Origin of the sequence: Streptomyces sp. NPDC058239, assembly GCF_042882185.1 — a bacterium.
Taxonomy (GTDB): domain Bacteria; phylum Actinomycetota; class Actinomycetes; order Streptomycetales; family Streptomycetaceae; genus Streptomyces.
Genome location: NZ_JBHVWS010000001.1, coordinates 125,288 through 145,843, shown reverse-complemented (window position 1 = coordinate 145,843; position 20,556 = coordinate 125,288). Strand labels below are relative to the sequence as shown.

Below are 20,556 nucleotides of genomic sequence, written 5' to 3'. Positions count from 1 at the left end.
CATAGCGGCTGAGGGTTGACTGGTGAAGCTTGATTCCATGTACCAGGAAGTGATCCTGGACCACTACAAGCACCCCCACGGGCGCGGCCTGCGGGACGGCGACGCCGAGGTGCACCACGTCAACCCGACGTGCGGCGACGAGATCACTCTCCGGGTGAAGTACGACGGCGAGACCATCACCGATGTGTCGTACGAGGGTCAGGGCTGCTCCATCAGCCAGGCCAGCGCATCCGTGCTGAACGACCTGCTGGTCGGCAAGGAGCTGGGCGAGGCGCAGAAGATCCAGGAGACCTTCCTGGAACTGATGCAGTCGAAGGGCCAGCTGGAGCCGGACGACGCGATGGAGGAGGTACTGGAGGACGCGGTCGCGTTCGCCGGTGTCTCGAAGTACCCGGCCCGGGTCAAGTGCGCGCTATTGAGCTGGATGGCGTGGAAGGACGCGACGGCGAAAGCGCTGTCCGAAGGGAAGACGGCATGAGCGAGAACACGGTGACATCCAACGAGGGCCTGACGACCAAGCCGGCCTCCGAGGAGGAGGTCCGCGAGGCCCTGTACGACGTCGTCGACCCCGAGCTGGGCATCGACGTCGTCAACCTGGGCCTGATCTACGGCATCCATATCGATGACGCCAACATCGCCACCCTCGACATGACCCTGACGTCTGCGGCCTGCCCGTTGACCGATGTCATCGAGGACCAGGCGAAGTCCGCGACCGACGGCATCGTCAGCGAGCTGCGGATCAACTGGGTCTGGATGCCGCCGTGGGGCCCGGACAAGATCACGGACGACGGGCGCGAGCAGCTGCGCGCGCTCGGCTTCAACGTCTGAGCCATCTGCAACGCGGAACGGCCCCCGGCTTCTGCCGGGGGCCGTTCCGCGTTGTTCGTCTGCTGTACGCATGACGTGTCTTTGCCGTTGGCGCGGGAACCGCAACCTGCTCCTCGACATCACGCCGACGAGAGGCACGCTGTGCTGCATCAGCTTTCGCTCCAGAACCGCCGGGCGGCCGCCGCCGCGGGCGGTGTGCTCGTGCTGGCCGCCTTGGGGGTCAACACCCCCGCGCACGCTGCGAGTTACGGAACGCCGACGATCGGGCTCTCGGTCTCCTACCTCTCCGGTGCCGTCGGTGCGACCGGCGACCCCGTGGTCACCGTCAGCGTCGCGCAGAGCGGCGCCGATGTCACCGCGCTCGGTGTGGCGGCGTCCGCCAGCTCCAAGTCGTCCGTTGCCGGAACCGGTGATGTGACCGTGACGGGGACCGGCGCCACCCGGCAGCTCTCGGTCGCAGCGCACGCGCGCGGCTACACGGACCTCACGATCAAGGTCACCGGGCTCGGCGGCAAGACCGCCACCAAGACGCTGCACTACGCAGCGTCCGCCGCCGTGCAGAACTCCGCAGACACGCGCTACCTCACCGGGTCCTCGGACGCCTCGGCCGCCGTCGATGTCGGCGGCGGGTACGCGGTCGTGGCCGACGACGAGTCCAACACGCTGCGGCTGTACAGCCGTTCGGCATCCGGTGCGCCCGTGAGGAGCTGGGACGTCGGCTCGGCGCTCGGGGCGGACAAGGAGATCGACATCGAGGGCGCGGCCCGGGTCGGGAACACCGTCTACTGGACCGGTTCGCTCGGCAACAACAAGGACGGCGAGTACAAGTCCGACCGCAACACCGTCTTCACCACGACGGTGACCGGGTCGGGCGCCGCCACCCAGCTGACGGTCGGCGGCTCGTACAAGAAGCTCCGGGACGACCTCGTCGCCTGGGACAGGGCGAACGGCAACCGGTACGGCTTCGCCGCAGGTACGGCGGACGGTGAAGTGCCCAAGCAGATCGACGGGTTCAACATCGAGGGTCTGGAGTTCGCGCCCGGCTCGACGACCACCGCGTACCTCGGCTTCCGGGCGCCTCTCGTGCCGCCGAAGGAAGGGGGCAAGGCCCTGATCGTGCCTGTCACCAATTTCGACAAGGTGGCCGGCATCGGGGCGAAGGCGGTCATCGGTACGCCGATCGAGCTGGACCTCGGCGGGCTCAGCATCCGGGACATCCGCAAGAACGCCGCCGATCAGTATCTGATCGTGGCCGGTTCCTGGGCGGCCGACGACAACTCCGACCCGTACGCCCTCTACACATGGGACGGTGTCGCCTCACACGCGCCGGTCAAGCGGGCCGATCTGCCGACCGCCGAACCGGGCGGCTGGGAGGCCGTCGTCGACGTTCCGGACCTGACGGTTCCGGGCGCCCGGGCACAGGTGATCACGGACGCGGGATCGGCCGATCTGTACGGGGACGGCACGGAGGCGAAGGACCTCGACCACGCCGAGTGGAAGAAGTCCCGGGCCGTCTGGTTCACCGTCGGCGGCTGACGCATCGGGCGGCTTCGCGATTCGGTGTGGTGAACGGCCATGCCCGCCAGGCAGACCGGCGGGCATGGCCGTTTCCTTTTACAGCATCGTCGTCGACACCCACGATCTTCCGTCGCTCGCCCGCTTCTGGTGCCAAGTGCTCGACTGGAAGGTGCTCTTCGAGGCCGACGACGAAATCGTCATCGGCGCCGACAAGTCCGCGGTTCCCGGTATCACCTTCGTCCCCGTGCCGGAGAAGAAGACGGCCAAGAGCCGGCTGCACATCGACCTCGCCCCCGATGACCAGGCCGTCGAGGTCGAGCGCATCATCGGGCTCGGGGCACGGCGGGTGGAGATCGGGCAGGGGGCTGATGTGAGCTGGGTGGTGCTGGCGGACCCGGAGGGGAACGAGTTCTGTGTGCTGAGCCCGAAGAACTCGCTCATCGACTGAGGGGCCCTAGTGGCCGTACTGCGGCGGTACGGCCGCCGCCTCGGCGAGGACCGGGCCCAGGTTCTCCGTACGCATGCGCCGGTCGACGTAGAGGAGTCCGGTCACCAGCTGCGGGAACGTTGCCGAGACGAGCTGACCGATCAGCTGTCCCAGCAAGAGGATCACCACATAGCCGCTCATGGCGAAGGCGATCGCCGCGGGGTTCGGGTCGTCGTCCAGGGTCGAGCCGCCGATGACGCCGGAGAACATGCCGAGGAACGAGAACGGGATCTGGATGAAGTAGTTCGCCACGGCCGCCATGCCGAAGGCCAGCAGGCTGATCCCGAAGATCCGCCACCAGTCGCCGCGCACCAGCTGCGACGAGCGGCGCAGTGCCGCCACAGGGCGCTGCCCCTCGAAGACCACGACCGAGGGGGCCAGGCTGAATTTCACCCAGAGCCAGGCCGCCAGAGGTGCGGTGGCCAGGGCGCCCAGGAAGCCGAGCGAGGTCCACACCGCGGCGCCGGGTCCGTCCGTCAGTGCGATCGCGCCGATCATGAGGGCGAGGAAGCCGATCATCGCCAGTACCACCGGGATCGCCGCGATCAGGGCCGTCAGGATCACCGTTCCGATCAACGCCGGCACGCGGGCCCAGGCCCGGCGCCAGATGACGGAGAAGGTCGTCGGCCTGCCCAGTACGGCCTCCTGCAGGACCGAGGGAACGGCCGCGTACATCATGGCTGTGCTGATCATGAGCGCGACCATGGCGACCAGCCAGACGGCGCCGAAGGCGATCAGTACCGGTGTGAGGTCCTTCGATGCCGGGTCCTCATCGGCGCTGAGCGAGAGGACCCGGTGCAGAGGGTCACTGACCGCGGAGTACGCGATCAGGGCCGCCGCCCCCACGACGACCAGCGCCCCGCCGTACACGGCCGCACCGATGCCGAACAGCTGCTTGAAGTAGCGCCCCATCGTGCTGAAGGCGCCGCCGAGTATGTCCCCGAGCTTGAGGGGTGCCAGCGGTATCACTCCGGGCTTCGGCGGCGGCATCCAGCCGCCCCATCCCGGTGGCCCTGCGTACGGTGCTCCGCCGTACGGCGGACCGCCGCCCCACCCTGCGTCCTGCGCCACTGCTGCTCCGTTGTGTGTTGTCGTCCTGTGTGCTGGTCGGGACACCGTAGCGTCCCGGGTGGCGCAAAGCTGCCGTACTGTGGCGCGCGCAGCGATGCGTACACTCGTACACATGGGATATGGACTGCTCGCCGCGGCGATCGCGGCGGAGGTGGCCGGCACGACGGCCATGAAATACAGCGAGGGCTTCACACGGCTCTGGCCCTCGCTCATCACCGTCGCGGGCTATCTCATAGCCTTCACGCTGCTCGCCCAGACGTTGAAGACGCTGTCGATGGGCACCGCCTATGCCATCTGGGCCGGAATCGGGACAGCCGCGGTCGCCGCCATCGGCATCCTCTTCATGGGGGAGTCCGGCAATTTGGTCAAGCTGGCGGGCATAGCGCTGGTCATCGCCGGAGTGGTGGTGCTGAATCTGGGAGGAGCCCACTGATGACACGCCGTTACGACCCCGAGCGGCGCGACCGCATCATCGATGCCGCGATCCGGGTGGTCGGCGCCAAGGGCATCGCGGGGCTCAGCCACCGCTCCGTCGCGGCCGAGGCGGATGTGCCGCTCGGCTCGACGACGTATCACTTCGCCTCGCTGGACGAGCTGCTGATCGCGGCCCTGCGCCGGTCGAACGAGAACTTCGCCGAGGTCATGCGGGAGTGCGGGGCCCTGACGGACCCGGCCGCCGACCTCGCCGGGGAACTGGCCGGGCTGCTGGGTGAGTACTTCTCCGGTGGGCGCGGGCGGGCCGAGCTGGAGTACGAGCTGTATCTTGCCGCGCTCCGCAGGCCCGCATTGCGGCCCGTGGCCGCCGAATGGACCGACGGCACGGCCGAGTTGCTGTCCCGGCGCACCGATCCGGCCACGGCGAGGGCGCTGATCGCGCTCATGGACGGGATCTGTCTGCAGGTGCTGCTCACCGGCGGGGAGTACGACGAGGCGTATGCGCGGGAGATGCTGGGGCGCGTCGTCGGCTGATGGCTCCGCCCTCGATCGAGCCCGACGGCTCAGGTTTGCCGGGCCGCTCTGTTCTCGGATGCCGGAGCGGCCGGGCTTCCGGGCCGCTCCGGCCTCAAGTGCCCCTCACCCGCCGGACGGGCCGGCCCCTCGGATCGCCGTCAGCGCGGCCTGCACGCTCGCCTCGATGTCCGTGATCGGGTACAACGCCTCGCGGATCGTCCGGCCCCTGTCCACCACCAGCGTCAGCCGCTTCAGCCGGCTGGTTCCCGCCGCACGGAACGTCGGCAGTCGCAGCGCCGCCGTCAGCTCCAGCTCCGCGTCGGACAGCAGCGGGAAGCGCAGCCGCTCCGCGTCCGCGAACGCCCGCTGCTCGTCCGGGCGTTGGGTGGACACCCCGTGCACGGTCGCGCCCGCCGCCGTGAACTCGGCCGACCGGTCGCGATACGTACAGGATTCGAGGGTGCAGCCGCTCGCCCCCGGGATCTCGGACCAGCCCGGCGGATAGGCGTCCCGGCGGGCGTAGGCGCTGGGGAAGCAGTACAGGACGGTGTACGGGGTGCCGGCGACCGGGTCGCGCAACACGCCGTCGTAGTCGAGCAGTTGCAGCTCGGGCAGGCGCGTGCCCACCAGGGCGTGCACCCGGGCCGCCTCCTTCGACGCCTCCGTGGCCGTTGCCATCATCTCCCCGTCTCCCATCACCCAGGTGTCGCCCCAGTCCTGGAGCGCGATCAGTACGGGCAGCAGTGCGCGTCCACGCCGGGTGAGCCGGTACTCGTACCGGGGCGGCCGGTCCTGGTACGGCTCCCGGGACAGCACTCCCGCGTCGACCAGCAGCCGCAGCCGCTCGGTCAGCACCTTGCGGGACACGCCCAGCTCTTCCTGGAGCGCGTCGAAGCGGTGCACCCCGCGCGCCGTGTCCCGCACGATCAGCAGGGTCCACCAGTCGCCGACGACATCGAGCGCCTGGGCGATCGCGCAGTCGGCGTCGGCCAGGCTGGTGCGCTGGGGCATGGGCTTCTCCTCCGTCGGTCTCCCGCGGTCGTCTCCCACCTGATTGACCTGCAGGAAATCATGATGCCATAGTCAGTTCCCAAGAGAAACTCACCGGGGAGGGTGCTGCGAATGAGGTTCTTCGGGATCGTGCGGGACGTACCGCGCACGGTACGGCTGCTGGCCTTCGGTTCCTTTCTCAACGGAGTCGTCAGCTTCACCTTCGTCTATCTCTTCATCTATCTGACCGGCCCGCGCGGACTGACCGTCCCACAGGCCGGAGTGATCGCGGGTGTCGGCGGCATCGGCCTGGTCGCGGGGAACTTCACCGGCGGCTGGTTCGGCGACCACTACGGCCACCGCCGGATGCTCCTGACCGGTTCGCTGGTGAGCGGGACGGCGCTTGCCGTCCTGCCGGTCCTGCCGGTCGCGGCGATGTACGGCGTGCTGCCGCTCGCGCAGTACGCGGCAGGTGTCGTACGCGCGGCAAACGCCGCACTCGTCGCCGTCTCCGTCCCCGAGGGCGGCCGGCGCCAGAGCTTCGCCCTCGTGCGGGCCGGGAGCAACGCGGCGTTCGCCGTCGGCCCGCCGCTCGGTGCGCTGATCGCCGCCCGCTTCTCGTACGACTGGCTGTTCGTCGCCGACGGCCTCGGGACGCTGCTCTTCGCCGGATACGCGTCGATGGTGCTCCCGGCGCACGGCACCGCGCACAACCGGCCGGTGCGCGAGCCCGGTGCGCCCGGGCTCTGGCGGGAGCTGCGGGCCAGGCACGCCGTGCTGGTCCTGCTCACCGCGATCCTCTGCGTCGACCTCGTCTACCGGCAGCAGTACTCGACGCTGCCCGTCTTCCTGTCCGAGCACGGCCACAGCGCCCAGTTCTACGGCTGGCTGCTCTCCGTCAACGGCGGCCTCATCCTGCTGCTGGAACTCCCCGCGGCCCACGCGCTGCGCCGGCGCGCACCGCTGAGCATCGTGGGCACCGGGCTGCTGCTCGTGGGGCTGGGATACGCGGTGCTGATCCCGGGGGCCGGGGCGCTGTTCGCCGTCACCATGATGGCGTCACTGACCGCGGGCGAGATCCTCTACAAGACCACCGCGACGGCGTACGTCGCCGACCAGGCTCCCTCCCATGCGCAGGGCCGCTTCCAGAGCCTGTACGCGGGCGCCTCCATCAGCGGCCAGGTGCTGGCGCCGCCGATCGGCGGCGCCCTCTACGCCGCGGCGCCCGGACTGCTCTGGCCGGCCTGCGCGGTGCTGGCGGGCGGTGCGGGGGCGGCGGTGCTGGCGGCGCGGCGGCTGCGCGGGCCGGTGCGCGAGGAGGCACCCGCACCGGCACCCGAACGGCAGGCGCAGCCCGGCTGACCGGCTGGTCCTGGGCTCCCGGGGACCGCGCGCGACCATCCGGCGAGACCGGTTGGCTCCGGCGGTGCCTCGCCGGTTAGGTTCGTGTCATGACCGACACGACTCCTGCTCGCACCACCGGCGCCGTCGCCGCCGGCCTCGCCACCATCGCCGGCGACGGTTCCGTTCTCGACACCTGGTTCCCCGCCCCCGAGCTCACCGCAGAGCCCGGACCGGCCGGAACCGAACGGCTCACCCCCGACCAGGCCGTCAACCTCCTCGGCGAGGGCGCCGCCAAGGCCGTCGGCGTGGACGCCCGCCGCGGTGTCGAGATCATTGCCGTACGTACGGTCATCGCCTCGCTCGACGACAAGCCGCTCGACGCCCACGACGCGTACCTGCGCCTGCACCTCCTCTCGCACCGCCTCGTCCGGCCGCACGGCCAGAACCTGGACGGCCTCTTCGGTCTCCTCACCAACGTCGCCTGGACCTCGCTCGGCCCGGTCGCCGTCGACGACGTGGAGAAGGTGCGGCTGAACGCCCGCGCCGAGGGCCTGCACCTCCAGGTCACCTCGGTCGACAAGTTCCCCCGGATGACGGACTACGTCGCGCCGAAGGGCGTCCGGATCGCCGACGCCGACCGGGTCAGGCTCGGCGCGCACCTCGCCTCCGGTACCACCGTCATGCACGAGGGCTTCGTCAACTTCAACGCGGGCACCCTCGGCACGTCGATGGTCGAGGGCCGGATCTCCGCCGGTGTCGTCGTCGGCAACGGCTCCGACATCGGCGGCGGCGCCTCCACCATGGGCACCCTCTCCGGCGGCGGCAAGGAGCGCATCGTCATCGGCGAGCGCTGCCTGATCGGCGCCGAGGCCGGTGTCGGGATCGCGCTCGGCGACGAGTGCGTCGTCGAGGCCGGGCTCTACATCACGGCCGGCAGCCGCATCACGCTGCCGGACGGCCAGATCGTCAAGGCCCGTGAGCTCTCCGGCGCCTCGAACATCCTCTTCCGCCGCAACTCGGTCACCGGCGCCGTCGAGGCCCGCCCGAACAACGCGGTCTGGGGCGGTCTCAACGACATCCTGCACAGCCACAACTAGCTCGTAGCGGCGAGGAGTTCCTCGTACGCCCTTCGCAGCCCGTCGGTCGCCTCGTGCCCGGCGGGCTGCAGCGGTTCCCGGACAGGTCCGGCGTCGAGCAGCGCCTTCGCCGTGACCGTGCCGGGCAGTCCGGAGGCCATCATCAGCTCGGCGAGCGGGACGGTCAGCCGGTTGAGCCGGGCGGCTCCCGCGGTGTTCCCGGCATCGAAGGCGTCCAGGACCGCCCTCAGCTGCCGGGGCGCGACATTGGCGACCGTGCTGACATAGCCCGCCGCGCCCACCGCGTACAACGGCAGATTCAGCTCCTCGCAGCCCGAGTAGTACGCCAGCGAGGTTGCGCCGATCACCTTCGTGGAGCCGAGCAGGTCGTACGCGCAGTCCTTCACGGCCACGATGCGCGGGTGCTCCGCGAGCCGCAGCAGGGTCTCCGGCTCGATGCGGGTGCCGGTGCGGCCGGGGATGTCGTACAGCATCAGCGGAAGTCCGGTCGCGTCGGCGACGCGACGAAAGTGCGCCTCGACGGCGGCCTGCGGTGGTCTGCTGTAGTACGGCGTCACCACCAACAGGCCGTCCGCGCCCGCCTGTTCGGCCTGTTGGGCGAGGGCCGCGGTGTGCCGGGTGTCCGAGCTGCCGACCCCGGCGACGATCGGCACGCCGTCGCCGACCGCCGCCCTCACCGCCCGCAGCAGTGCGGTCTTCTCGGCGTCGGTGGTGGTCGGGGACTCGCCGGTGGTGCCGCTGAGCACCAGACCGTCGCAGCCGTCGGCGACCAGAGAGGCGGCATGCTTCTGGGCGGCGTCCGGGTCCAACGCGCCGGAGGCGGTGAACGGCGTGATCATCGCGCAGAGCGCGCGGCCGAAGGGGGCTACGGGTGCTGTCATCCCTGAAGTGTCGGTCGGCCGGACCGTGAAGGTCCACTTAGTTCTTCTTGGGGTCAAGAGGAAGAAATGCTCAACAATTGTGGGAGGGGGCTCCGCGCTCTGGCATGATCGAACATCCATGCGGCGGACCGACACGGGGGCGGGGTCATGAGCGTGCGGGAACCGAATCGGGCGAGGACCGGGAGACGGAGGCCGACGGCCGCCGTGCTCATGGCCGGGGCGCTGGGCCTGTCGCTCTCGGGATGCGCCGGATTTCTCGTGCCGGCGGGCGAGGGCGAGCCGGAGCCCACACCGAGCGCCTCGTACGGGGTGCACGCCGACAAGCTGCCGTCACCGTTGCCCAGCATCCCCGCCGCGCTCCCCGACCGGCCGCCGCCCCCGTCGGCGCAGGGGCCCGCCCCCACGCCCACCGCGGGCGTCGGCGGAGCCGGCTGCCCGTCCTCCGGGGTGGTCGTCGACATGGGCGAGGTACAGGCCGCGCTGGGCCACCGGGCCGTCGGCCTCACCCTCACCAACTGCGGCAGCAAGCCGTACCGCGTCGACGGATATCCGTCCGTCCGGGCCCTGGACGACGCCGGTGACCCGCTGCCGGTCCCAGTGAATCCGGGCTCCTCCTACATGGGGAGCGACCCGGGGCCGAAGGAGGTCATGCTGAAGCCGGGAGAGACGATGCGGTCGCTCCTCGCCTGGGTCTCCACCCCGACAGGCGGCGACCTCATCGAGGGCGACGCGCTGGAGATCGCACCGGCCCCCGGCCTGGAGGCGCGCACCTTCCCGCTGGAGGGAAGCGACGTACGGCTGCTCGACGAGCTGAACATGACCGCCTGGCGGACCGAACCGTCCCGGTAGCCCGGCGAAAAGGGGAATCAGAGAGCGAGCTTGAAGCCTTCGTGGCTGCGGGCGAAGCCCAGCGACTCGTAGAACCGGTGTGCGTCGGTACGCCGCTTGTTGCTGGTCAGCTGTATCAGCCCGCACCCCCGCAGCCGGGCCCGGTCGACGGTCTGCTTCATCAGCTCCCGGCCCAGTCCGCCGCCCCGCCGGTCGGCCCTGATCCGTACCGCCTCGATCAGCGCCCGCTCCTCGCCGTGCTTGCCGAGCCCGGGTATGTAGGTCGCCTGCAGACAGCCCAGGACGGTGTCGCCGTCGAGCAGGACGAGCATCTCGTTGCGCGGGTCGCTCTCGATGGCGGCGAAGGCCTTCTCGTACGTGTCGTCGACCACGACCGAGGCCGGGTCGACGACCCGCTCCTCGTCTTCGAGGAGGGCGAGGACGGCGGGCAGGTCGGCGCGGGTGGCGGTACGAAGGATCACGCTCCGGAGTCTGGCACGGGCGCCGGAGCGCTCAGTACCCGGGCACCGGTGCGGCTGCGTGGCCGGCCGGCACCGTGCGCGTGACCCGGGGAGCCCTCGTCCGACCGCCCCCACTCGGCCGGATCACCGGTGATCACCACCGCGTCCGGCCGCGGATCGAGCGCGAGCACCCGGCGCAGGGCCGGGTTCGGCCCGGCCGCCGGCTCACCGGCCAGGGCGCCGGTGGTGAGATGCGGATCGCTGAGGTGCGCCACGGAGAGCATCTCCCACCGTTCCCGCTGCCGCCCGGACGCGGCAAGCGATCATGCCGAGGCCGAGCAGCAAGGCTCGACGCTCTTTGGGGACGGTGAGGTCAGCGGCGCGCCATGTAGAGCGCGAAGACCTTGTGGAGCACCTTGTTGATCGGGTAGTCCCACTCACCGATGTACTCGGCTGCCCGGCCGCCGGTGCCGACCTTGAAGCGCAGCAGGCCCAGGAGATGGTTGCTCTCGTCCAGGGTGTCGGTGATGCCGCGCAGGTCGTAGACGGCCGCGCCCCTCTCGTGCGCGTCGCTCATCATGCGCCACTGGATGGCGTTGTTCGGCTGGACCTCGCGCTTGCGGCTGGTCGAGGCGCCGTAGGAGTACCAGACGTGGTTCCCGACGGTCAGCATCGTCGCCGCGGCGAGCGTTTCGCCGTCGTGATGGGCGAGATAGAGCCGCATCCGGTCGGGGTCCTCGGTCCGCAGCGCGGTCCACATGCGCTGGAAGTAGACGAGCGGGCGGGGGATGAAGCGGTCGCGCTCGGCCGTCTCGCGGTACAGCTCGTAGAAGGCCGGAAGGTCCTCGTAGCCTCCCTCGACGACCTTGACGCCCGCCTTCTCCGCCTTCTTGATGTTGCGCCGCCACTGCTGGTTCAGATTGCTCCGGATCTCCTCCAGCGGCTGCTCGGCGAACGGCACCTGGAAGACGTACCTGGGCTGTCCGGCGCTGAAACCGTCCTCGCCGCCCTCCTCGCCCTGCTGCCAGCCCAGTCGGCGCAGTTGTTCCACGAGCGCGGCGGCCTGCGGCTCGTTCACATCCGCCTCCACGTCGCGCAGCCGTCCGGTGGCCGGGTCGGCGATGGCGTCCTTGACGGTCCCGGCGTCCCAGCGCCGGGCGACCACGGGTGGGCCCATGCGTACCGAGAACGCACGCTGCGCCTTCAGATGCGCCAGCATCGGATCCAGCCACCGGCTCAGACCGGCGTCGTGCCAGTCGACGACGGGGCCTTCCGGCAGATAGGCCAGATAGCGTCTCACCCGGGGGATCGGCCGGTAGAGGACGAGCCCGGCTCCGACGATCCGTTCCGGGCCGGCGCCGTCCCGGTGGAACCAGCCGATGCTCTCCGCGCGCCAGTCGGGCTTCACATCGCCCCACGACGGAACCTGCATATGGCTCACGGCGGGCCGGCTCGCGACGAACGCCAGATGTTCCTCCCGGGTGATCGCTTTGAGGCGCAGCTTCATGAGGTACTCCGTTCGTTGTCCTGTCGGTGGCCTGACGGCGTCAACGGGGAGTGTTGTTGACCTCAAGCGCACTTGACGTACCAGTGTGGTCGGCAGCGGCGCACCGCATGGGTGCACCATTCAGGAGGACCCGGCATGAGCGTGCAATTCGAATCCCGTCCCGATCTTGCCCGTAATGACGTCGGACTGGTCAAGGCGAGCACCTGGGATGTCGGCACCCCCGAGCGGCAGCGGCAGACGGTCGAGGCCATTCGCAAGGCGTGGGACAGCCGTGAGTGGCCGCACCCGGGGCTGCTCTCGTACACCGTCCATGCCGGTGAGGACGGGAAGACGTTGTTCCATTACACCCAGTGGAGTGGGGAGCAGGCGTATCAGGACTTCTTCCGGCACGGCCGGGACGAGCGCAACGCGGACATCGACGCCGCGGTGCCGGGCATCCAGCGGCTCGGGCTGCACACCCTTGAGCTGTACCGCTCCGCGCTGCTGCGGGAGGGGGAGGGGCGGGAGCCGGGGTGCATCGTGATCGTCGACGTCGAGTTCGAGGGGGCGGACAAGGCGCGGCAGCGGGACTGGGTGGACACCGTGTTCGAGGCGTTGGGGACCGATCCGGCGCACGCCCCCGGCGGCATCTCCGGACACTTCCATGTGAGCACCGATGGAACGCGCGTACTCAATTACGCCGAATGGCAGAGCGCGCAGGCCCATGTCGACGCGCTGGCCGGGCCCGGTGACGGGGTCGGGTCGAGGACGCCGCAGTGGGAGCGGGTGCAGTCGTACCCGGGGGTCGTCGGCGGAGGCGTGCACCGGTACACGCCCGCGCTCGGCATGAGGCCGAGGGCGGGCGCGTAGGGCCTGTCCAGCGGATCGGGGCGGGACAGGCCCTGGCGTCGAGCGGGCTACGGGCGGAAGCGGAGCACCTGCGGGTCGTGGTCGCTGTTCTGGTCGGCGAACTCGGCGTTGATGTGCACGCTGTCGTAGTGGAAGCCGTCGATCGACGGGCTGGTCAGGATCTGGTCGAGGACCTGGGTGTTGCCCTGGTAGACGTACGAGTAGCGCTCCGGGCGCGGCAGGGACTTCACCGCCGGGTACAGCACGTCACCGGCCGTCAGCGCCTTTGTCGTGCCGGAGAACTCGAAGTCGTTGATGTCGCCGACGACCAGGACGTCCGCGTTCTTCTGGACGTTCAGCAGCTTCTTGACGAAGGTGTTGACCGCCTCGGCCTGCGCGTGCCGCTGGACCTCCGACGAGCGGGCCGGCGGCTGGTGCTGCGAGACGATGGACTCGTCGCCGCCCTTGGACGCGAAGTGGTTGGCGACGACGAAGACCGTACGGCCGCGGAAGCTGAACTCTCCGGCGAGCGGCTTGCGGCTGTCCTGCCACGCCGCGTTCGCCGGATCGATCCGGCCGGGGGAGAGGGTCAGGGCCGCCCGGCCCCGCTCCCGAACGACATCGGTCGCCGTCGTCGCGTCGCCGCCCGCGCGGTCGGTGAACGACACCCGCTCCGGGTTGAAGAGGAACACCTGGCGGATGTTGCCGCCGGGCTCGCCGCCGTCCTTCTTGTCCTCGGGGTCGATGGAACGCCACTCGTACGCCGGGCCGCCCGCCGCCAGGATCGCGTCGGTGAACTTCTGGACCGTCCGGTCGGCGGCGACCGTACCGTCGCTCTTCGCGCCGTTGTTGTCCTGGATCTCCTCCAGTGCCACGATGTCGGGCGAGGCGAGGTTGTCGACCACGGCGGCGGCGAGCGCGTCGAACTTCTCCTGCGGGTCGCCCGGGTCGAGGTTCTCGACGTTGTACGTCGCCACCGCCAGCTCGCCGCCGCGCTGCTTGCGGGTCGTCTCCCGGCGCAGGCCCTTGTCGGTGACGGTGCCCAGGGTGCGGGCGGTCAGCGTGTAGCCGCCGTACTGGTTGAAGTCGAGCGGACCCTCGGTCGTACCGGACAGCACATCACCGACATCGGCGGTGGGGAACGGCTGCTCGGCGAGCGGCACCAGCGACTGGATCTGGAGCCGGCCGGTGTTCTGCGCGGTGTACGAGCCGTAGACCGTCCCGCCGCGGCGGCTTGCGTTCTCGTGCGGCTTCACCGTCACCCACAGCTCGGCGTACGGGTCGGTGGCGCCGACCACCCGAGAGGTGCCGATGCGGATGTTCATGCCCTCCAGGGACTCGTAGTAGTCCAGGGCGTAGCGGGCCGGGGCGAGGGGGAGCGCATCGATGGAGCCGCCCGCCGCGGGGTCACCCTCCGGGGCGTACCGCGAGGGGACCGAGCGTTGCGAGACCGTCACCGGCACGGGCAGGGCGTTGCCGGAGGACATCACCGCGACGGTGGGCCTGCTGATCTGGGTGAGCGACTGATTGCCGGAGGAGAGTCCGCCCGGGACGTACTCGGTGACCGTGCCGGAGACCGTGACCGCGTCACCGACCGCGACGGTCGGTGCGGAGCCGGTGAAGACGAAGACGCCCTCGCTGGTGGCGGGGTCGGCGTCGGGCTCGGGGTCCTGGAACCAGAAGCCCTTCGAGCCGTACGTCCGCACACCCGTGACGATGCCCGTGACACCGCTGACCTGCCGGCCGGTGAGCGGGGATATCCGGGTGGCGCCCTGGATGTCGTGGATACGGACCTGGCCGTCGGCGGACGGGGAGGCGGACGCGGAGGCGGTGGCTGCGCCGGTGAGCAGGCCCGCGGCGAGCGCAGCGGTGACTACGGCGGAGACAGCGGTCGTTCTGGACGATGCGGCGGGCATCACGGGCTCCGGGGGTATCGAGGGTCAGGAGTGGAGGTCTACGCGCGTCAATCTCTTGTGTGGGCAAGGCAGTTGTCAAGGTCCCCCGGGTGGACTGCCGCTGTCCGTCGCATGAACCGGGTGGCATGGGGCGAAATGCGTCTACGCTTGGGCCGCCTGAACCCGTACGCCCCGTACGTCCCGAGGAGAACCACCTGATGTCCGCAGAGCGCCCCACCCTGCCGCCCGTACGGCTGCACACCGAGGCCGAGCTGGCACGGGACGCGCTCGCCGCGCCGTTGCTCGCCCGCGCTGTCCGGCTCGCCCGCTGGGCGGGCCCGGAGACCCGGGTCGGCGCCGGTGGCGAGCTCGTCGAGGAACAGCTGCCCGCGGCGGCCGAGCACCTCGGCCTCACGGCGGATGAGGACGGTGCGGCGGAGGCGAGCGAGGCGTGGCGGCTCGCGGTCGACGCGGGGCTCGTCGACATCGAGGACCCGGAGGAGGCCGCGGGAGAGGGCGCGGAGGGGACCGCCGCCGCCGGTGAGAATCTGGCGCTGATCACCGGCGGTTCACCGCAGGACGTCCTCTCGATCTGGCTCGACGGTCTGGAGGCCGTCCATGCCGACGCCACCGCGCCCGTCTTCGATGATCTCGCCGATCTGGTCGGCGAGGACGGCTCGGTCGACTTCGAAGCCCTGGACTGGGACCCGGAGGTCGAGGCGGAATTCCTCGACGGGGTCCTCGGCAATCTGTATCTGCTCACCGTCGGCGACGGCGGAGCGGACACGGCGCCCGTTCCGCTGCCCGCGCTCGCCGCGTCGATGATCGTGCCCGACGACATGGGCGAGCCCACCGACGACGTCCTTGAGCAGGTGTCCGAGGCGATGATGCGCCTCGACGACCAGTTCCGGGTCCTGGAACCCATCGGGATCGTCGAATACCGCCCGGTGGACGAGACGTTGCTGGTCGAGGCGGGCGAGGACGCCGCCCCGCAGGCCGACGACGAGGACATCACCCGCTACGGAATGGTGAAGCTGACCCCGCTCGGCCTGTACGGCATCCGGGCCCGGATGCTGGAGGCCGGAGTGGACGCCCCGGTGATCGGCGACCTCGCGGACAAGGGCGCCGACGCACTCCTCGGCGGCATCGCGTACTACCCCGAGACGGTGGCGCGCAGCGAGGTCGAGCTGTGGCTCACCCGGCGCGGCGCGGACGGCGCCGCGGCTGAACTCCTCGCGGCGGCACGCGGCGCGGACCAGCAGGCACCGCTGCGCCGCCTCCACTGCCAGCAGGCGCTCGCCCTGGTCGGCGCGGAGGCGGAGCCCGCGGTGCGCGCGGTGCTGGACGACCCGGAACTGGGCGGTCTCGCACGGGTCTGGCTCGCGGAGCTGGGCGCGGCGGACGTACCCGCACCGCCGGAGTCGATGATCTTCTGGCTCACCATCGACACGATCGCGGCCCAGCTGGAGTCCGAGGGCGAGCTGGAAGAGCTCCAGAGCCTGGTCGAGGGCCTGGCAGGCCAGCACAGCGGCTTCTTCGACGAGGCGTGGCGGGTGGAACACCCGGCGACGGCGGACGTCCTCGAAGCGATGGGGCGGCTGCACAGCGACAAGAAGAAGGCCAAGGAGGCCCGCAAGGCGGCCTTCAAGGCGCGGTCGCGGACAGGGGCCTGAGACCCGGGCGGTTGCGCCGCCCGCTCACGCGGGCGGCGTGAGCGTGGCGGTTCGCGGCGGACGGCACGGACCGGGCGCGGCATCCACTCCGGCCGACCGCATCCGGCCAACTGCACAGGAAGGATGCCCCTCGACGTCGTCCGTAGTTCAACTGGTGTTGGCACAGGAGCGCGATTGTGGGCGCACCAACAACCCGTCCAGTTGCTCCAGGAGTACGTGATGCCCTTCACGCGCAGGGAATTCACCAGACAGTCCGCCCTCACCGGTGCCGGCATCGCCCTGACCGGTACGGTCGCCGCGCTGGCCACCGCGCCCGGTGCCCTGGCCGCAGAGGACTCCAAGCACGGCCACGACGGCCACGGCCACGGTCATGACCACGGTCACGGTCACAGCCACGAGCCCGGCTACGGGCCCCTGATCGCCGACCCCGAGGGACTCCTCGCGCTGCCCGCCGGCTTCTCCTACAAGGTCATCACCCACAGCGGTGTCACCAAGCTGGAGTCCGGCGAGTACACCCCCTCCAACCACGACGGCACGGCCACTTTCGAGGGCCCGCGCGGCGTCACCCTGCTCGTCAACAACCACGAGCTGAGCGGCACCCGCGCCGGCTGGGAGCACCCGGTGCCGCTGGCAGAGGGTCTCGTCTACGACCCGGTCGCGGCCGGCGGCTGCACCGTGGTGGAGACCCGCCGCGACGGCCGTACCGCCGAGTGGGTCGGCATCGCCGGTACGTCCACCAACTGTGCGGGCGGCGCCTCCCCGTGGGGCACTTGGCTCACCTGCGAGGAGACCGAGGACAAGGCCGGCAAGAACGGCCTGCTCAAGGACCACGGCTACGTCTTCGAGGTCGACCCGTACGACAAGCGCGCCAACCGCGACCCGCGCCCGATCAAGGCGCTCGGCCGGTACGCCCACGAGGCCGTCGTCATCGACCCCAAGCGCGGCCACGCCTACCTGACCGAGGACGCCGCGGGCCCCAACGGACTGCTCTACCGCTGGGTTCCGCCGCACGGCTTCCGGCACGGCCGCGGCAAGCTGCGCACGCTCGCCGACGACGCCGGTGTCCTCCAGGCCACCAAGTGCTTCGACAGCAGCGGCAAGTTCGTCGACGACCTGTCCCGCGCCACCAGGATCGGCACGGTGTACGGCGTGGACTGGGTCGACGTACCCGACCGTGACGCGAAGACCGTCTCGGTGCGCAAGCAGTTCGCGGACAGCGAGGTCACCCGCGCGCGCAAGCTCGAAGGCATGTGGTGGGGTGACGGCGGCGTGTACATCGTCTCCTCGTTCGCCCGCGAGGAGAGCCCGGTCCAGCACGACGGCCAGGTCTGGTTCTACGACCCGAAGCGCCGCACGCTGACACTGAAGGTGCTCCTCGGTGTGAACGCCGACCCGTCGAAGGACGGCGCCTTCGACGGCCCGGACAACATCACCGTCTCGCCGTACGGCGGTCTGGTCATCGCCGAGGACGGCAACGGCATCCAGCACCTGTTCGGGGCGACCGACAGCGGCCGCACGTACCCGATCGCCCGCAACGAGCTGAACATCGGCAGCGAACAGGAGCCGGAGTACAGCGAGTTCACCGGTGTCACGTTCTCGCCCGACGGCAGGACGCTGTACGCCAACATCCAGACGCCGGGCATCATGCTCGCCATCACCGGTCCGTGGAAGCGCCAGCCGAACCGCCACTGAAGGCCGGCACCGCCGGAAGCCGTCCGCGCGGAATCCTCCTCGGGCGTGATCCCGTGCGCGTCCACCCTTCGCACGTAATTCCCTCGCGCGCCGCGGAACCACCCCTCTAGAGTCCTGTCTGTGTCCAGGTGCGCAGGCAGGACCTACTTCCAAGGAGGATGTCGCGGGTTCGAGTCCCGCCGCCCGTATTCGTACAGGCGTAGCTCAGAGGCAGAGCGCCTTCGTCGGTTCCGCCGACTCCGATCTCTGGACATCAAAACTTCACAGGCAAGTACTGCATGCACCTCCCGGTGCGCAGGCTGCGGCTACTTCTTGAAACGAAAATCGCCGCCGCCGACTCTGATCTCGGGAGGCACAGACATCGGGGGGTGCCCGGTGCGCAGGTGACGGATACTTCTCGGATCTGACGGTTGCGGGTTCAAGTCCCGTCCGGCCACGGCCGGTAGCTCAAGCGGTAGAGCATCAGGCAAGCCCGTCGCCGACTCCTGATCTCGGGCACCCTTTTCCCGCTGTGCCTTCTCCCAATGAATTCGGGGGAATTCACATGGCACGCTTCAACATCCGCATCATCAAGCCCCGCGCCACCTCGCCCGTGAAGTCGACCGGGCGCACCGCACCGACCCACCAGGGCGGCCGTGGACATCTCCGTGACAATCGATCCGAGCTCTTTCTGCTCGCCGTCGCCAATTTCGTTTCGCAGCAGACCTTTTACGAGGACGGCGAGCAGCGCGACAGCCGATTCGCCGAACTGGTGCGGGTCCTTGCCGTCGCCGACCCCGAGTGGACCGCCGGTCTGCTCCACTGGCTGCGCCGCGACGGCCAGATGCGTACCGCTTCGATCGTCGGCGCCGCCGAGTACGTGAAGGCACGGCTCGACGCGGGTGCCGAGGACGGGCCGTCCAACCGGCAGGTCGTCGACTCCGTTCTGCTGCGCGCCGACGAGCCCGGCGAACTCCTCGGGTACTGGACCTCGCGCTACGGCCGTGCCGTGCCCAAGCCCGTCAAGCGCGGCATCGCCGATGCCGTGCGCCGCCTCTACAACGGCAAGTCGCTGCTGAAGTACGACACCGCGTCCAAGGGCTACCGCTTCGGCGACATCCTGAACCTGGTGCACGCCGCGCCCGACCCGCAGAAGCCGTGGCAGGGCGAGCTGTTCCGGTACGCCCTCGACCGCCGCCACCACCCGGAGGCGGCCGTGGTGCCGGTCTCCGACCGCACCCTCACCGCGCACCGTGCGCTGATGGAGCTGCCGGTCGAGGAGCGGCGTGCCGTGGTCGTAGGTGCGGACGGTGCGGACCGGCTGGCTGCCGCAGGCATGACCTGGGAGGCCCTGGCGGGCTGGCTGCAGGGGCCGATGGACGCCAAGGCCTGGGAAGCGGTGATTCCGTCGATGGGCGCGATGGCGCTCGTCCGTAATCTGCGCAACTTCGACGAGGCGGGCGTCTCGGACGAGGTCGCCGCGCAGGTGGCTGCGAAGATCTGCGACCCGGCCGTGGTCGCCGCATCTCGGCAGTTCCCGTTCCGCTACCTCGCCGCCTATCAGCACGCGCCCTCGCTGCGCTGGGCACACCCGCTGGAGAAGGCGCTCGGCCACTCCCTGGGCAGTGTGCCCGCGCTGCCGGGGCGGACGCTGGTCCTGGTCGACCGCTCGGGCTCGATGTGGTCGCCGCTCTCGGACCGCTCACAGCTCAACCGGGCCGACGCCGCCGCGATCTTCGGTACGGCGCTGGCGCTGCGGGCAGCCGACGCCGATCTGGTGCAGTTCGGTACGAACAGCGCACCGGTGACGTATCGCCGGGGCGAGTCCGTGCTGAAGGTCCTGGAGCGCTTCGGTGACCTCGGCGGCACCAACACCGCGGAGGCGGTGCGCCGTCACTACCGGGCCCATGACCGGGTACTGATCGTCACCGATGAGCAGGCGTCGTTCTCGTACGCCGCGGATGCCACCGCGGCCGTGCCGGCCGGCGTGCCCGTCTACACCTGGAACCTGGCCGGATACCGGGTCGGGCACGCCCCGTCGGGAGGTGGGAACCGCCACACCTTCGGGGGTCTTTCGGACGCGGCGTTCCGCATGGTGCCCCTGCTGGAAGCGGGCCGGGACGCGGACTGGCCCTGGAATCGCTGATTACGAATCCGGCATCAGTGCGCCCCCAGGAGTCGACGGGCATGGCGTCGGGCGTTCCCAGGGCGCATACTCAAGGTAATGAAACAGTCAGCCCGGCGATACCTGCCTTCCAGTCCCTTCAACCGCCCGGCCCAGGCGGCCCCACCGGTCGAATTGTTCGATGTGGGCGACAGGGTGTCGCACGACCAGTTCGGACTCGGTCGAGTCCTGGCTGTCGAGGGCGACAACGACGCAGTGCTCATCGACTTCTCGGGGCGACAGGGGAGGATCCTGAGCCCGTACTCCAAGCTGACCAAGCTCTGAGAGAGGCGGCGAGCACGCGCAGCGTCCGCGTCCCCGTCACGCTCTTCGGCTTTCAGGGGCACCTGCACCCGCAGGTG

The 20,556-nt window shown here is 70.2% G+C and carries 21 protein-coding genes; 14 read left to right on the top strand and 7 right to left on the bottom strand.

The window, feature by feature from the left end; genetic code table 11:
- Positions 1-22: 22 nt before the first annotated feature.
- The 4 genes from sufU (at position 23) to ACFVYE_RS00690 (ending at position 2,794) form a co-directional block, all read left to right on the top strand.
- Positions 23-478, top strand: coding sequence for a Fe-S cluster assembly sulfur transfer protein SufU (sufU, locus tag ACFVYE_RS00705; RefSeq protein WP_114243911.1), 456 nt, complete (start codon positions 23-25; stop codon positions 476-478).
- The gene (locus ACFVYE_RS00700; protein ID WP_383972177.1) at positions 475-828 is read left to right on the top strand and encodes a metal-sulfur cluster assembly factor; all 354 of its coding nucleotides are present in this window, start codon (positions 475-477) and stop codon (positions 826-828) included. The genes sufU and ACFVYE_RS00700 overlap by 4 nt, the downstream gene beginning before the upstream one ends.
- A gap of 141 nt (positions 829-969) precedes the next feature.
- A complete protein-coding gene (locus ACFVYE_RS00695; protein WP_389603430.1) occupies positions 970-2,364 on the top strand; it encodes a DUF3616 domain-containing protein in 1,395 nt (464 codons plus the stop codon).
- A 64-nt stretch (positions 2,365-2,428) separates the two neighbouring features.
- Positions 2,429-2,794 (top strand): VOC family protein, encoded by a 366-nt coding sequence (locus ACFVYE_RS00690; protein ID WP_389603428.1) that lies wholly within the window; start codon positions 2,429-2,431, stop codon positions 2,792-2,794.
- Between the two features lie 6 nt (positions 2,795-2,800).
- Here the strand turns inward: ACFVYE_RS00690 and ACFVYE_RS00685 are convergent, their stop codons facing one another.
- Positions 2,801-3,904, bottom strand: a complete 1,104-nt coding sequence (locus ACFVYE_RS00685; protein ID WP_389603426.1) for a hypothetical protein — start codon at positions 3,902-3,904, stop codon at positions 2,801-2,803.
- A gap of 112 nt (positions 3,905-4,016) precedes the next feature.
- Between ACFVYE_RS00685 and ACFVYE_RS00680 the strand changes: the two genes are divergently transcribed.
- Together ACFVYE_RS00680 and ACFVYE_RS00675 are read left to right on the top strand one after the other, a co-directional pair.
- Positions 4,017-4,337, top strand: coding sequence for a multidrug efflux SMR transporter (locus ACFVYE_RS00680; RefSeq protein WP_351078852.1), 321 nt, complete (start codon positions 4,017-4,019; stop codon positions 4,335-4,337).
- On the top strand, positions 4,337-4,873 hold the full coding sequence (locus tag ACFVYE_RS00675) for a TetR/AcrR family transcriptional regulator (RefSeq protein ID WP_389603424.1): 537 nt from the start codon (positions 4,337-4,339) through the stop codon (positions 4,871-4,873). Before ACFVYE_RS00680 ends, ACFVYE_RS00675 begins: the two co-directional genes overlap by 1 nt.
- Positions 4,874-4,978: 105 nt before the next feature.
- Here the strand turns inward: ACFVYE_RS00675 and ACFVYE_RS00670 are convergent, their stop codons facing one another.
- The gene (locus ACFVYE_RS00670; RefSeq protein WP_383974336.1) at positions 4,979-5,866 is read right to left on the bottom strand and encodes a winged helix-turn-helix transcriptional regulator; all 888 of its coding nucleotides are present in this window, start codon (positions 5,864-5,866) and stop codon (positions 4,979-4,981) included.
- A 111-nt stretch (positions 5,867-5,977) separates the two neighbouring features.
- On the opposite strand from ACFVYE_RS00670, the gene ACFVYE_RS00665 reads away from it, so the two are divergent.
- Complete coding sequence (locus ACFVYE_RS00665; RefSeq protein WP_383974339.1) at positions 5,978-7,207, top strand: MFS transporter; 1,230 nt, start codon at positions 5,978-5,980, stop codon at positions 7,205-7,207.
- Positions 7,208-7,296: 89 nt separating this feature from the next.
- Positions 7,297-8,286, top strand: a complete 990-nt coding sequence (dapD, locus tag ACFVYE_RS00660) for a 2,3,4,5-tetrahydropyridine-2,6-dicarboxylate N-succinyltransferase (protein WP_383974342.1) — start codon at positions 7,297-7,299, stop codon at positions 8,284-8,286.
- Here the strand turns inward: dapD and dapA are convergent.
- Positions 8,283-9,167: a 4-hydroxy-tetrahydrodipicolinate synthase gene (gene dapA / locus ACFVYE_RS00655; RefSeq protein WP_389603421.1), complete on the bottom strand. Its 885-nt coding sequence runs from the start codon at positions 9,165-9,167 to the stop codon at positions 8,283-8,285. The genes dapD and dapA overlap by 4 nt on opposite strands.
- 210 nt (positions 9,168-9,377) lie before the next feature.
- Here dapA and ACFVYE_RS00650 point away from each other — a divergent pair, with 210 nt between their 5' ends.
- Positions 9,378-10,016 carry a DUF4232 domain-containing protein gene (locus tag ACFVYE_RS00650; protein WP_383974370.1) on the top strand — a complete coding sequence of 213 codons (639 nt, stop codon included), beginning with the start codon at positions 9,378-9,380 and terminating at the stop codon, positions 10,014-10,016.
- A gap of 17 nt (positions 10,017-10,033) precedes the next feature.
- On the opposite strand, the gene ACFVYE_RS00645 is transcribed toward ACFVYE_RS00650, so the two are convergent.
- From ACFVYE_RS00645 to ACFVYE_RS00635, 3 genes are all read right to left on the bottom strand, one after another.
- A complete protein-coding gene (locus ACFVYE_RS00645; protein WP_383974347.1) occupies positions 10,034-10,477 on the bottom strand; it encodes a GNAT family N-acetyltransferase in 444 nt (147 codons plus the stop codon).
- Positions 10,474-10,731 (bottom strand): hypothetical protein, encoded by a 258-nt coding sequence (locus ACFVYE_RS00640; protein WP_389603419.1) that lies wholly within the window; start codon positions 10,729-10,731, stop codon positions 10,474-10,476. The genes ACFVYE_RS00645 and ACFVYE_RS00640 overlap by 4 nt, the downstream gene beginning before the upstream one ends.
- A 98-nt stretch (positions 10,732-10,829) precedes the next feature.
- Positions 10,830-11,963 (bottom strand): lipid II:glycine glycyltransferase FemX, encoded by a 1,134-nt coding sequence (locus tag ACFVYE_RS00635; RefSeq protein ID WP_389603417.1) that lies wholly within the window; start codon positions 11,961-11,963, stop codon positions 10,830-10,832.
- 135 nt (positions 11,964-12,098) lie between these two features.
- Between ACFVYE_RS00635 and ACFVYE_RS00630 the strand changes: the two genes are divergently transcribed.
- On the top strand, positions 12,099-12,812 hold the full coding sequence (locus tag ACFVYE_RS00630; protein WP_383974355.1) for an antibiotic biosynthesis monooxygenase: 714 nt from the start codon (positions 12,099-12,101) through the stop codon (positions 12,810-12,812).
- Between the two features lie 47 nt (positions 12,813-12,859).
- On the opposite strand, the gene ACFVYE_RS00625 is transcribed toward ACFVYE_RS00630, so the two are convergent.
- Positions 12,860-14,707 (bottom strand): endonuclease/exonuclease/phosphatase family protein, encoded by a 1,848-nt coding sequence (locus ACFVYE_RS00625; protein ID WP_383974358.1) that lies wholly within the window; start codon positions 14,705-14,707, stop codon positions 12,860-12,862.
- A gap of 197 nt (positions 14,708-14,904) precedes the next feature.
- Between ACFVYE_RS00625 and ACFVYE_RS00620 the strand changes: the two genes are divergently transcribed.
- The 4 genes from ACFVYE_RS00620 to ACFVYE_RS00605 all read left to right on the top strand — a co-directional run bounded on the left by ACFVYE_RS00620 (position 14,905) and on the right by ACFVYE_RS00605 (position 20,479).
- Entirely contained in the window at positions 14,905-16,359 is a 1,455-nt protein-coding gene (locus tag ACFVYE_RS00620) for a hypothetical protein (RefSeq protein WP_389603414.1), read from the top strand.
- Between the two features lie 219 nt (positions 16,360-16,578).
- Positions 16,579-18,051 (top strand): alkaline phosphatase PhoX, encoded by a 1,473-nt coding sequence (locus ACFVYE_RS00615; protein WP_383974364.1) that lies wholly within the window; start codon positions 16,579-16,581, stop codon positions 18,049-18,051.
- A gap of 544 nt (positions 18,052-18,595) precedes the next feature.
- A complete protein-coding gene (locus tag ACFVYE_RS00610; RefSeq protein WP_383974367.1) occupies positions 18,596-20,176 on the top strand; it encodes a TROVE domain-containing protein in 1,581 nt (526 codons plus the stop codon).
- A 78-nt stretch (positions 20,177-20,254) separates the two neighbouring features.
- Positions 20,255-20,479 carry a hypothetical protein gene (locus tag ACFVYE_RS00605; RefSeq protein ID WP_327275883.1) on the top strand — a complete coding sequence of 75 codons (225 nt, stop codon included), beginning with the start codon at positions 20,255-20,257 and terminating at the stop codon, positions 20,477-20,479.
- Positions 20,480-20,556 lie beyond the last annotated feature (77 nt).